Origin of the sequence: Microbacterium hibisci (genome assembly GCF_015278255.1) — a bacterium.
Lineage (GTDB): Bacteria > Actinomycetota > Actinomycetes > Actinomycetales > Microbacteriaceae > Microbacterium > Microbacterium hibisci.
In genome coordinates, this window is sequence record NZ_JADIJC010000007.1 from 157,617 (window position 1) to 170,298 (window position 12,682).

A 12,682-nucleotide genomic window follows, 5' to 3' on the forward strand; every position below is an offset into this window, starting at 1 on the left:
CTAGAACGTATCTCCGACACTCAGTCCGCTGCGGTCAGCTGGCCACGGCGGCCGCACGGCGGCGGTCGGCGGCGTCGATCGCGAGGAGCGTCGACTCGAGCTGGTCCTCGGTGGCGCCGGACTCCTGGCGCAGGAACAGCGCGCGCTTGAAGTCCTTGCGGGCCGACTCGAAGTCACCGGCGTCGAAGTGCACCTTGCCGCGGTGCTGGTACGCGAAGGCGCCGATGCCCGCCCAGCCCTGGCCGTCGGCCTCTTCGGCGCACGTCGTGAGCTCCTGCTCGGCGGCGGCGTACGCACCGCGGGCCTGCAGCACGGTGGCGTGGAGGATGCGCGCCCGCAGCAGGTCCTTGCGGGTGCCGGCCATGCGCGCGACGCGCACCGACTGCTCGGAGATCACCAGGGCGTCCTCAGCGCGGTCGAGCACCTTCAGCAGCCACACGCGCTCGAGCAGCGCCGGAAGGCTGCGCTGCTCGCCGATCTCTTCGAGCCGCTCCCTGCACTGGCCGGGATTCACCTGCTCGCGAAGAGTGTCGGGGTCATACCCGCGGATGTAGCTCACGTCAGCATCTCCCTTCGCCGCGCCGGTGGCTCTCCCAGTGTGCCGGTCGCTTCGCCGCTGGCCGCAATGCCACGCCGGGCTGCGGCATCCGTCGCTGGCCCAGCTCCGTCGACGAACCTCGTTCTCGTCGAACGACCACGTCCTCGACGCCCAGGACGGGGTCTCTCGACGACGACGCGGTTTCTCGACGGGGGACGCGGAGTCCGGCGGAGCGGGCGGCGGAGTACGGCGGAGTGGGCGGCGGAGTCAGCGGGTGAAGACGGATGCCGAGGGCTTCGGCGACGGCGTGGCGTCGGCGTCGGTCGCGACCCGCGCGCCGCGCGCGAAGTCGTCGAGCTCGCGGCCCTCGGCGACCTTGGCCGGGTGCGGGCCCGCCGCCATGAGCCGGGGCAGCCATTCGGTCGGCAGCGGTGCGCGGGAGGCGGCGATCACGAGGTTGCCGAAGCGGCGCCCCTTGAGGGTCTGCACCTCGGCGAGCACGATGACGTTCTCCAGCACGGCCTGCACGGTGGCCACCTCGCGACGGGCGAAGGCCAGGCCGGCCCCGTCGGCGACGTTGACCAGCAGCACGCCGTCGGGCGCGAGGAACCGCGCGGCCTCGGTGAAGAACTCCACCGTGGTCAGGTGCGCGGGCGTCTGGGCGCCCGAGTACACGTCCGACACGACGAGGTCGGCGGCGCCGACGAGCGCGGCGGGCAGGCGGCCGAGGGTCTCGCGGGCGTCGCCGATCCGCACGCGGATCGACGCGCCGCGGGGGAGCGGCAGATTCTCGCGCACGATGTCCCACAGCGCCGGCTCGAGCTCGACGACCTGCTGACGCGAGCCCGGCCGGGTCGCCTCGATGTAGCGGGGAATCGTCAGGGCGCCCGCACCCAGGTGGATCGCCGTCAGCGGCTGCCCCGGCATCCGCAGTCGGTCGATCACCGCGCCCATGCGCGCGACGTATTCGAAGTGCAGGTGCGTCGGGTCGTCGAGGTCGACGTGCGACTGCGGCGTGCCGTCGACGTCGAGCTCCCACCCGCCGCCGAACGCCGAGGGCACGACGCGCGCGAGCGTTCCGTCGGACAGGCGCACGGAGGGGACGGATGCTTCCTGCCGCGCGCGTGCCATGATCCCCACGTTAGCCGCCCCCGCGGTGTCGGCCGGGCGCGTTTGACACTTCTGCCACGCCGCAGTGATGCGCGCTTCGCAGAACGCTGAGCCCACGGCATCCGTCACCTCCGAAACCGAATCGAGACACAGGTGTAACCGACGAGAGCCCCGACCCCGGGTAGCGTCGGAGCATCACACCCCGCTGAGGGCTTGCGCGCACCTCTGCTCCACGACGATGTGCAGCGGAGCCCCCACGACCTGGAAGGTGCACAGCACATGCTCCACACTGCGAGAAGGCGCTGGCTCACCGGCGCCGCCGCGGTCGCCGTCGGCGCGATCGTCCTCACCGGCTGCGCGAGTCAGCGCGAAGACGGCGGCGGCGACGACAACGCGTCGGAAGATGTCGACTCGACCTTCATCTTCGGCGCCTCCGCCGAGATCTCCGGCCTCGACCCGGCGATGGCCAACGACGGCGAGACGTTCCGCGTCTCGCGCCAGATCTTCGAGGGACTCGTGGGCGTCGAGCCCGGCACCGCGGACCCAGCACCCGGCCTCGCCGAGAGCTGGGACCAGTCGGAGGACGGCCTCGAGTACACGTTCACGCTGAAGGAGGGCGTGACGTTCCACGACGGCACCGACTTCAACGCCGACGCCGTCTGCTTCAACTTCGACCGCATGAACAACTTCACCGGGGTCGCGGCCACCGAGAGCCTGTCGTACTACTGGGGCAAGCTCATGCGCGGCTACGCCGAGACGGGCACCTCGATCTACGGCGGCTGCGAGGCCACCAGCGACACCGAGGCGGTCATCACCCTGACGCAGCCGTTCGCCGGCTTCATCCCGGCGCTCTCGCTGCCGTCGTTCGCCATCCAGAGCCCCACCGCGCTCGAGGAGTACAGCGCCGACGAGGTCGGCGGCACCGCCGAGGCGCCCGTGCTCAGCGAGTACGCGCAGGGTCACCCGGTCGGCACCGGTCCCTTCAAGTTCGACGAATGGAACTCCGGCGAGTCGGTCACGCTGAGCGCGTACGAGGACTACTGGGGCGAGCAGGGCCAGGTGCAGGAGATCATCTTCCAGGTGATCGGCGACACCACGGCGCGGCGCCAGGCGCTCGAGTCGGGCTCGATCGACGGCTACGACCTCGTCGCGCCGGCCGACCTCGGAGCTCTCGAAGAGGCCGGGTTCAACCTGGTGAACCGCGAGGCGTTCAACATCCTCTATCTCGCCATGAACCAGGCGGTGCCGGAGCTCGCCGACATCCGCGTGCGCCAGGCGATCGCGCATGCGATCGACAAGGAGCAGCTGGTCGCGCAGATCCTCCCCGAGGGCACCGAGGTGGCGCGCGAGTTCATGCCGCCCGTCGTCATCGGCTGGAACGAGGACGTCACCACCTACGAGTACGACCCCGAGGCGGCCACCGCGCTGCTCGCAGAGGCGGGCTACACCGAGGCGAACCCGCTGACGCTGCAGTTCAACTACCCCGTCAACGTGTCGCGGCCGTACATGCCGAACCCGGAGCAGATCTACACCAACCTGGCGTCGCAGCTCGAGGCGGTCGGGATCACGCTGACGCCGGTCGGCGAGGATTGGAACCCCACCTACCTCGACCGCATCCAGGGCGGCTCCGACCACGGCATCCACCTGCTCGGCTGGACGGGCGACTACAACGACCCCGACAACTTCGTCGGGACGTTCTTCGCCAGCCCGGGCAACGAGTGGGGCTTCACGAACGACGAGCTCACCGCCGCGCTGACCGAGGCCCGCGGCCTCGCGAGCGAGGAGGAGCAGGAGTCCGCCTACGCCGCGGTCAACGAGCAGATCATGCAGTACCTGCCGGGCATCCCGCTGGCGCACCCGGTCCCGACGCTCGCCTTCGCCGAGCGCGTGACCTCGTACCCCGCCAGCCCGGTGCAGGACGAGGTGTACAACATGGTGGAGCTCAGCGAGTAACGCCGAGAACGGATGCCGCTGCCGACGCGCGATCGTCGGCAGCGGCATCCGTCACCTCCGACCGCTCGCCCGCGACCGTCGTCGCCTCTTCCGGAGAACTCCACGTGCTACGCACCATCGGGAGCAGACTGCTCCTGCTGATACCGACCCTGTTCGGCCTGTCCATCCTGCTGTTCCTGTGGGTCCGGGCGCTGCCCGGCGGGCCCGCCGTCGCCCTGCTCGGCGAGCGTGCGACGCCCGAGGCGGTCGAGCAGATCAACGAGCAATACGGCTTCAACGAGCCGCTCATCGTCCAGTACTTCACGTGGCTCGGGCAGCTGCTGCAGGGTGACTTCGGCACGTCGCTGCAGACGCGCCAGCCGGTCCTCGAGGAGTTCGCGCAGCGTCTTCCCGCCACGATCGAGCTCAGCATCTTCGCGATCATCCTCGCGGTGGGGCTCGGCATCCCGCTCGGCTACCTCGCCGCGCGCCGCCACGGCAGGGCGTCCGACCATTTCCTCGTCGGCGCGAGCCTCCTCGGCATCACGATCCCGGTCTTCTTCCTCGCCTTCATGCTGAAGTGGGTCTTCGCCGTCCAGCTCGGCTGGCTGCCGTCGGAGGGCCGTCAGGACCCCCGCCTCGACGCGACCCACTACACGGGCTTCTACGTGCTCGACGGCATCCTCACCGGCGAGTGGGACGCCGCGTGGGACGCGTTCCTGCACCTGATCCTCCCCGGGATCGCCCTGGCATCCATCCCCCTCGCGATCATCGTGCGCATCACGCGCGCGTCGGTGCTCGAGGTGCAGAACTCGGACTACGTGCGCACCGGCATGGCCAAGGGCATCCCGCGCTCGACGATCCGGTCACGGTTCATCCTGCGCAACGCGATGCTGCCGGTCATCACCACGATCGGCCTGCAGGTGGGCCTGCTCATCTCGGGCGCGGTCCTCACCGAGACGGTGTTCGCGTTCCCCGGCATCGGCTCGTTCCTGGCACGCGCCATCTTCACGCGCGACTATCCGGTGCTGCAGGGCTTCATCATCTTCATCGCGATCGGCTACGCCCTGATCAACCTGGCGGTCGACGTGTCGTACAGCTTCATCGACCCGAGAGTGAGGGTCTCATGACATCCGCGATGCTTCCCCCCGCCCCCAGCGGCGGCCCCGTCGACGACACCTCCGTCGACGACAAGGAGCTGCTCGCCGCGAAGACCGCGGGCGGCGGCTTCTGGCGCGACGTGTTCCGCCGCCTGCGCCGCAACCCCAGCGCGTGGGTGGGCGGCGCGATCATCGCCCTGCTCGTGCTGGTCGCGATCCTCGCGCCCTGGCTGGCGCCCTACGGCCCCACAGAACTGCCCGGCCAGCGCTACATCACGCCGACGCACATCCCCGGCCCCGGCGAGATCCCCGAGTTCCCGCTGGGCCTGGACCGCTTCGGCGGCGACGTGCTGTCCAAGCTGATCTGGGGCGCGCGGGCGACGCTGATCATCGGCGTCGTGTCGACCGCGATCGGTCTCGTCGGCGGCATGATCCTCGGCTTCCTGTGCGGCATGTTCGGCGGGTGGGTCGACACCCTCATCATGCGCATCGTCGACATCCTGCTGTCGGTCCCGTCGCTGCTGCTCGCGGTGTCGGTGGCGGCGATCCTCGGTCAGACCCAGGCGTCGCTCATGATCGCCATCGGCGTCGCGCAGGTGCCCATCTTCGCGCGCCTGCTCCGCGCGTCGATGCTGCAGCAGCGCAGCGCCGACTACGTGCTGTCGGCCCAGACGCTCGGACTCGGGCGCGGCAAGATCACGATGAGCCACGTGCTGCCGAACGCCGTCGGGCCGGTCATCGTGCAGGCCACGCTGTCGCTCGCGACCGCGGTGATCGAGGCGGCCGCCCTGTCGTACCTCGGCCTCGGCGGCGACGTGCCGCAGACCGCCGAGTGGGGGCGCATGCTCACGTACGCGCAGCTCGAGCTCGCCGTCGCGCCGTGGCTGGCGTTCCTCCCGGGCGTCTGCATCACCGTGACGGCACTCGGCTTCACGCTGTTCGGCGAGGCCCTGCGCGAAGCCATGGACCCCCGCACCCGAGCCCGCTGACGAGGCCGGGCGGAGCAGCCGTTCCGCCGGTCCGCTTCACCGCGAGACTCCAACGGGGCGCCGAGACTGCACCTGCGGGCTGAGGTCTCGGCGCCCCGTTGAAGTCTCGGTGAAGAACGGGAGGCGACGGGAGGCCGCGGCGACGGGCGCGGGGAGGACGGGAAGGATGTCGCAGGGCGGCGCTCGTCCGGATCAGACGGCGATGTCGAGCTCGTTGCCGGGGATCGAGGCGAGGAGTCGCCGCGTGTACGGGTCGCGCGGGTTGGTGAAGATCTCCTCGGACGAGGCCGCCTCCACGAGCCGGCCGTCCTTCATGACGCACACGTAGTCGCTGATGAGACGCACCACGGCGAGGTCGTGCGAGATGAAGAGGTAGCTGAGGCCGTACTCGCGCTGCAGGTCGCGCAGGAGCGTCAGCACCTGGTCCTGCACCAGCACATCCAGAGCCGAGACGGGCTCGTCGCAGACGATGAGGTCGGGGGAGAGGGCGAGCGCCCGCGCGATCGCCACCCGCTGGCGCTGCCCGCCCGACAGCTCCGACGGGTAGCGCCGCAGCATCGTCTGGGGCAGAGCCACGTCGTCGAGCAGCGTGCGCACCCGCGCCGCGCGCTCCTTGGCGTTTCCGCGCTTGTAGAACTCCAGCGGCTCGGAGATGATGCGCTCGATCGAGAACATCGGGTTGAGCGACGAATAGGGGTCCTGGAAGATCGGCTGCACGCGCTGCCGGAAGAGCTTGAGGTCGCGGCCCTTGAGCGCGGCGACATCCTGGCCGTCGAACCGGATGGTGCCGCTCGTGGGCTCGACGACCCGCAGCATCATGCGGGCCGTCGTCGTCTTGCCCGACCCCGACTCGCCCACGATCGCGACGGTCTCGCCGCGCGGGATCGAGAACGACACGTCCTGCACCGCGGCGAAGTCGTCCTTGCTCCCGCGCACCTTGTAGATCTTCGTCAGGCCCTCGACCTCGACGATGCTGTCGGGAGCGGATGCCTCGGCCCCCGGTGCGTCTGGGGCCGCGGGCTCGTCGGCCCGGGGCGCGGTGACGGCGGCGGGTGCGGCATCCGTCCGCCCCTCCGCGGCGGCCTCCGTGGGCTCGCCGTCCGGTGTCGCGGCCGGTGCGATGTCGGGTGCGGGAGCGGCCGGGGCGGTCGTGCGGAACACCTCGGGCCGCAGGCGCACGGCCGCGACCGACGGGGCCGCCTTGACGAGGGCCTGGGTGTACGGGTGCTGCGGATCCTCGAGGATCTGCCGGGCCGGGCCCTGCTCGACGATCCGGCCGCGGTTCATCACGATGACGCGCGAAGCGCGCTCGGCCGCGAGACCGAGGTCGTGCGTGATGAGCATGACCGACGTGCCGCGCTCGCTCGTCATGCGCTCGAGCTGGTCGAGGATCGTCTTCTGCACGGTGACGTCGAGCGCGCTGGTGGGCTCGTCGGCGATCAGCAGCTTCGGGTCGCACGCCAGCCCGATCGCGATGAGCGCGCGCTGGCGCATGCCGCCCGAGAACTCGTGGGGGTACTGCTTGGCCCGATCGGCGGCGTTCGGCAGGCCGGCGGCCGCGAGCGTCTCGACGACCTTGCGATCGACGTCCTTGCGGGTGGCGAGGTCGTGGGCGAGCAGCGTCTCGGCGATCTGGGTGCCGATCTTCGTGACCGGGTTGAGGTTCGACATCGGGTCCTGCGGCACCAGGCCGATCGAGCGGCCGCGGATGCTGCGCATCCGGCTCTCGGGCGCGCCCGCCAGGTCCTCGCCCTCGAAGAGGATGCTGCCCTGCGTCACCTTGCCGTTGCCCGGCAGCAGGCCGATCACGGCCATCGCGGTGGTGGACTTGCCCGAGCCCGACTCGCCGACGATCGCCAGTGTCTCGCCGGCGGCGAGGTCGAGGTCGACGCCCTCGACGGCGTGCACCGGACCGTCGATGGTCTGGAACTCGACGGCGACGTCGCGGACCTGGAGCAGCGGCGATCCGGCCGCGAGACGTTCGGTGGTTCGGGCCATGGGGTCCATCCTGCACGTCGGCGCCCTTTCGCGCACCGGTGCGGGGTCAGCCTTTACGGATCCGTAACGCGCGGCGGCCTCGGCTGCGCAATCTGCTCCCGACCTCCCTCCCGAGTGCCGAAAACCTGGTCGGAGACGAGACGCGCCGTGTTGCGGCATCCGTCGCCGGCGTGTCGCGGTGACCGACCAGGTTCTCGGCACCTGCTCCAGAGGCCGAGCCGAGGCCCGCGAGTCGTCGCGGGACGCGCAGTAGCGTGGTCGCATGGCGGCGATCGACCTCAACGCGGACCTCGGCGAGACGGTCGACGGCGTGCCGACGGCCGACGACGAGGCGATGTTCGCGGTTATCTCCAGCGCCAACGTCGCGTGCGGCGGGCACGCCGGCGACACCGCGTCGATGCGCGCCGCGGTCGAGCGGGCGACCCGCTTCGGGGTCGCTGTCGGAGCTCACCCCTCCTACCCCGACCGCGAGAACTTCGGCCGGGTCGCCGTGGCGATGGACACGGCCGATCTGTCGGCCGAGGTCGCCGCGCAGCTCGACGCGCTGTGCGCCGCCGGCGCCGACCTCCGCTACGTGAAGCCGCACGGTGCGCTGTACCACGCGGTCACCCGCGACCGGGCTCAGGCCGACGCCGTCGCTCGCGCCGTCGCCGATCTGTCCGCGCGGCTCGGGCGGCCGCTGCCCGTGCTGGGCCTTCACGGCGAGATCGCGCGGGCCGCGGCATCCGTCGGCCTGCCGTTCGTGCAGGAGGCGTTCCTCGACCGCGGCTATCTGCCGGACGGCTCGCTGGTGCCCCGCGCGCAGGCCGGCGCTCTGCTCGACGATCCCGGCGTCGTGGCCGCGCGCGCCGTGCGCCTCGCACGGGAAGGCGTGGTGGAGGCGGTCGACGGCACGGTGGTGGGGGCGGATGCCGCTTCCCTGTGCGTGCACGGAGACTCGCCGTCCGCCGTTGCCATGGCACGCGCCGTGCGGGCAGCGCTCGATGCGGCGGGTGTCGAGGTGCGGGCGCCGTGGTGAGCCGGACGGCCCTGGCGGGCGCGGTCGGTGCGATCGATCGTCGGTGTACCGCGATTCCGGGCGGTGCGGCGGTGCGGCGGTGGTGAGGGCCGAGGTGCGGCCGATGGGGGAGCGCGCGCTCCTCCTCGAGGTCGACGGCCGCGAGGACGTGCTCGCCCTGCACGCGGCGCTCGCCGCATCGCGGCCCGCCGGGGTCATCGACCTCGTGCCCGCCGCGCGCACTCTGCTCGTGCGCGTCGACCCGCGAGTGCTCCCGCTCGCCTCCGCGCGGGCGTGGGCACTCGCGGAGGCCGCGCGGGCGCGGGCGGGCGGCGGTGCGATCGGACCGCTCGTCGAGCTCGACATCGTCTACGACGGCGCCGACCTCGCCGAGACCGCGGCGCTGCTGGGCATCGCCGCGGATGAGCTCGTGGCGCGCCACGCGGCGGCCGAGTGGCGCGTCGCGTTCACCGGGTTCGCGCCGGGGTTCGGCTACCTCGTGAGCGACGACTGGGGGTTCGATGTGCCGCGGCTGGCGTCGCCCCGCACGCGTGTCCCCGCCGGCGCGGTGGGTCTGGCGGGCGGTTTCACCGGCGCCTATCCCCGCGACACCCCGGGCGGCTGGCGGCTCATCGGCACGACCGACGCGACGCTGTTCGATCCGGATGCCGCGACCCCCGCTCTCCTCACCCCGGGCGCGCGGGTCCGCTTCCGGCCCCGCGCGGAGCGCGCAGCGGCCACGGGTGCCGCAGCCGCAACGGATGCCGCCGCAGCCGCAAAGGGCACCGCCGCAGCCGCAGAGGGTGCCGTGGCCGCGCCGGGCGCCGCCGCAGACGCGACGGGTGCCGCGGCCGCTGACCCGGCTCGCACGTCCGAGTCCGGCGCGTCGCCGGAGCCGACCGCATCGATGCCGCAAGCGCAGACCGCCGGCATCCGGATCCTCGAGCCGGGCCTCCTCGCGACCGTACAGGATCTCGGGCGCGCGGGCGCGGCATCCCTCGGCGTCGCCGTCTCGGGAGCGCTCGACCGTGGTGCCCTGCGCACCGCCAACCGACTCCTCGGCAACCCCGAGGGCGCGGCCGGCCTCGAGGTGACGATGGGCGGGCTGCGCGCCGTCGCCGAAGCCGACCTGTGGGTGGCCGTGACGGGCGCATGGGGTTCCGTGCGCATCGGCGGTCGAGAGGTCGATCCCTACCAGGCGCACGCGTGGCCGGCCGGAACGGAGCTTCGGCTCGACTGGTTCGCACACGGCGCCCGCGCCTACGTCGCGGTGCGGGGCGGCGTCGACGGCCGGGTCGCGCTCGGCTCACGGGCGACCGATCTGCTGGCCGGACTCGGACCCGCCGCGCTGCGCGCCGGCGACGTCGTGCGGGTCCGCGACGACACCGCCGCACCGATCCCGGTCGCACCGCCCGGCGCGTGGGGCGCACCCCACGACGACGAGATCGAGCTCGCGCTCGCCGCAGGGCCGCGGGCGGACTGGTTCGCCGCCGGCGCGCTCGAGACGCTGTTCGAGACGGTCTGGACCGTCTCGAACCACGCCGACCGGGTCGGCGCACGACTCGACGGGCCGGAGCTCGAACGCGCGCGGCCCGGCGAGCTCGCGAGCGAGGGCATGGTGCCCGGGGCGCTGCAGGTGCCGCCCAGCGGCCGGCCCACCATCCTGCTGGCGGACGGGCCGGTGACCGGCGGCTACCCCGTCATCGCGGTGGTGACGGATGCCGCGCTCGACCTGATCGCGCAGGCCCGGCCGGGCACGCGCATCCGGTTCCGGCACGCGCGCCCGCCGGCGTGACGCGTCCCGCTGCGAGGGTGACGGGACCAGAAGGGGTCAGTCCGCGCCGCCCGCTTCGAGAAGGTCGGCCGTCGCCCTCAGGATCGCGACGATCGCCGCGGTGCGCACCCCGGTGTCGGTGACGCGATCGAGCACCGTCACGAGTCCGGACGGAGCCGTCGGCGTGGTCGCATCCGGGTCGTGCGGCGACAGCACGGGCACCTCGGCGAGACCCACGCCGGGCTCGAACGACGGCTTCTGCTCCCACAGCTGGGCCATCGCATCGCGCACCGCTGCATAGAACTCGCGGTTGGTGGCAGCCGGGTTGGCGAGCAGGATCTTGGTGGCGTTGGTCGTGAACACCCCGTGCCCGCCTGTCTCGAGGGCGACCTGATCGGGCTGGCACGCGCTGAACAGCACCTCGCGGACGGCCCGCGGGGCGTCTTCGACGGCGCGGCCGGACTCGGCGTCGATGACCTCGTCCTTGGCCGCCTTGCGCACCGGGTCGTCGAGAGAGGCGCTGCGAGTCGCGCGGAAGCGCTCGCGCTCGGCGGGCTCGAGCTCCAGCTTGCGCGCGGTCGTGCCCACCGGGATCTTCATAGCCGCCTTGTCGGCGTCCGTCAGCTTGCGGTTCGCGGTGCCCGAGTGGCACGAGTCGAAGAACAGCGACACCGACACCCCGTCGGGGATCGCGTCCCACACGACGGCGAGATCGTCGTCCAGCACGAGCTGCCCGTCGAACACGTCGATGGGGCAGAGGGCCTCGTCGTTGGTGCCGAAGGAGTCCACCTCGTCGCCGTTCAGGTCGGGCACCGAGGTGCCGTGGCCGGCGAACTGGATCGCCACGACGTCGCCCGCCGACGAGGTCGTGACCAGCGCGAGCATCGCCCGCAGGATCGCCTCGCGCGTGGCCTCGGCGTCGCGCAGCGTCGGCTCGATCTCGAAGCCCAGGGACCGGAAGGTGTCCTCCCACGTCTGCGCGTCGGCGACGCAGCCGCTGAGCGGACGCCGGACGTACTTGTCGATGCCGATGCAGAGCGCCCGCTTGCGCGGAGCGGCACCGCGCGGTGCCGTCGGCTCTGCCGGCGGTGTGGGGAACGCGTCGCGGCTCTCCGCACCGAACAGCTGGGCGATGTCGTCGTCGTCACCGGTCGCGCGCGTGCCGACCACCCGGCGGGCGAGGCTCGTCATGGTGTCGGCATCGTTGTCGAAGTCGCCGTGCGAGGTGGCCTTCGAGCTCGTGCGCTTGCCATCGGCGACCGGACCGAGCACCAGCCGCTCACCCTTCTGCCGCAGGTATGCCATCGTGGGCCCGGCCTTGCTCAAGTGCTCTTCGAGCCCGAGGATCTTCGCCTCCTTCTCCACTTCGAACGACCGTGAGACCAGCCAGAGCAGCGACTTGCGGTAGACGCCGCCGGTGTTGTCGCGCTTCTCGTGGTCCTTGTCCATGGTGAAGATCGACAGATCCTCGATGCCGCCCCGCCGGGCCAGCGGGAGGAGCTTCTGCTCGAACGTGTCGACGCGCACCGCCGGCGCGAGGAAGGTGACCGTCTCGACCTTCTCCACCGCGTCGTCGCCGTCGAAGAGCAGCGGCACGAACGCGCTGTGGTAGATCGATCCCGCACTGTGCCCCGCGGCGTGCAGCGCGATCGACTTCGGGTTCTTCTGCAGATAGTCCCGCAGTGCCGCCGCCAGCACGAAGCCGCCGCCGGGTCCGTGGCCGTCCAGCGGACCGAGCGACGCCGCCGCGGCGTCCACTTTCATGTCGTCCCAGAACTTCCGGCCGCCGAGCAGGCGTGCCGCCGCCTCGACGGCGATGTCGGTGACGTCGGTGAAGCCGCGCTGCCCGGCCTGCTTGCCGCCGATGACGTCCTCGAGCGTGCTCCAGAACCCGCTCTCCCACACCGCGTGGATGGGGTACACGCCGTTCTTCAGCCACCACCCCGCCTGCCGGTGCGCGGTGAGCATCCCCTGCTCCTTCGTCGTCAGCCCGCCGTGCGCCCAGATCAGCACCGGCACCGGGCCGCGCTGCGGGTTCTTCTCCTGCTGCGCCCGCACGAACGCGTCGAGGTGGGTGTACACGATCGCCTTCACGTCCTCCGCCGTGGTGCGGTACGCGTCGAGGTCCTGCGGATCGGGGGTGGAGGAGTCGGCGAGCTTGCCGTCGGCCGTGTAGACGACGTGGGCCCGCAGGTTCGCGAGCTGATCGGGTGTCAGGGTGGGCTGGGACATGACAGGCCTTTC

The 12,682-nt window shown here is 72.0% G+C and carries 10 protein-coding genes; 5 read left to right on the forward strand and 5 right to left on the reverse strand.

Annotation, left to right across the window (positions count from 1 at the left end):
• Positions 1-34: 34 nt before the first annotated feature.
• Both IM770_RS14060 and IM770_RS14065 read right to left on the reverse strand, forming a co-directional pair.
• Complete coding sequence (locus tag IM770_RS14060; RefSeq protein ID WP_203581776.1) at positions 35-559, reverse strand: tetratricopeptide repeat protein; 525 nt, start codon at positions 557-559, stop codon at positions 35-37.
• Positions 560-805: 246 nt separating this feature from the next.
• Positions 806-1,669 carry a spermidine synthase gene (locus IM770_RS14065; protein ID WP_203581777.1) on the reverse strand — a complete coding sequence of 288 codons (864 nt, stop codon included), beginning with the start codon at positions 1,667-1,669 and terminating at the stop codon, positions 806-808.
• Positions 1,670-1,927: 258 nt separating this feature from the next.
• On the opposite strand from IM770_RS14065, the gene IM770_RS14070 reads away from it, so the two are divergent.
• On the forward strand, positions 1,928-3,601 hold the full coding sequence (locus IM770_RS14070; RefSeq protein WP_203581778.1) for an ABC transporter substrate-binding protein: 1,674 nt from the start codon (positions 1,928-1,930) through the stop codon (positions 3,599-3,601).
• On the opposite strand, the gene IM770_RS18085 is transcribed toward IM770_RS14070, so the two are convergent.
• Positions 3,591-3,719, reverse strand: coding sequence for a hypothetical protein (locus IM770_RS18085; RefSeq protein WP_275403169.1), 129 nt, complete (start codon positions 3,717-3,719; stop codon positions 3,591-3,593). The genes IM770_RS14070 and IM770_RS18085 overlap by 11 nt on opposite strands.
• Here IM770_RS18085 and IM770_RS14075 point away from each other — a divergent pair.
• Positions 3,706-4,710: an ABC transporter permease gene (locus IM770_RS14075; RefSeq protein WP_203581779.1), complete on the forward strand. Its 1,005-nt coding sequence runs from the start codon at positions 3,706-3,708 to the stop codon at positions 4,708-4,710. The two genes, IM770_RS18085 and IM770_RS14075, sit on opposite strands and share 14 nt — an antisense overlap.
• Positions 4,707-5,669, forward strand: coding sequence for an ABC transporter permease (locus IM770_RS14080; RefSeq protein WP_203581780.1), 963 nt, complete (start codon positions 4,707-4,709; stop codon positions 5,667-5,669). Before IM770_RS14075 ends, IM770_RS14080 begins: the two co-directional genes overlap by 4 nt.
• A 192-nt stretch (positions 5,670-5,861) precedes the next feature.
• Here the strand turns inward: IM770_RS14080 and IM770_RS14085 are convergent, their stop codons facing one another.
• Complete coding sequence (locus IM770_RS14085; RefSeq protein ID WP_203581781.1) at positions 5,862-7,667, reverse strand: ABC transporter ATP-binding protein; 1,806 nt, start codon at positions 7,665-7,667, stop codon at positions 5,862-5,864.
• A 262-nt stretch (positions 7,668-7,929) separates the two neighbouring features.
• Between IM770_RS14085 and IM770_RS14090 the strand changes: the two genes are divergently transcribed.
• Positions 7,930-8,685, forward strand: coding sequence for a 5-oxoprolinase subunit PxpA (locus tag IM770_RS14090; protein ID WP_203581782.1), 756 nt, complete (start codon positions 7,930-7,932; stop codon positions 8,683-8,685).
• A gap of 103 nt (positions 8,686-8,788) precedes the next feature.
• A complete protein-coding gene (locus IM770_RS14095) occupies positions 8,789-10,459 on the forward strand; it encodes a 5-oxoprolinase subunit B/C family protein (RefSeq protein WP_203581783.1) in 1,671 nt (556 codons plus the stop codon).
• Between the two features lie 36 nt (positions 10,460-10,495).
• Here the strand turns inward: IM770_RS14095 and IM770_RS14100 are convergent, their stop codons facing one another.
• The gene (locus tag IM770_RS14100; protein ID WP_203581784.1) at positions 10,496-12,670 is read right to left on the reverse strand and encodes a caspase family protein; all 2,175 of its coding nucleotides are present in this window, start codon (positions 12,668-12,670) and stop codon (positions 10,496-10,498) included.
• Positions 12,671-12,682: the final 12 nt, after the last annotated feature.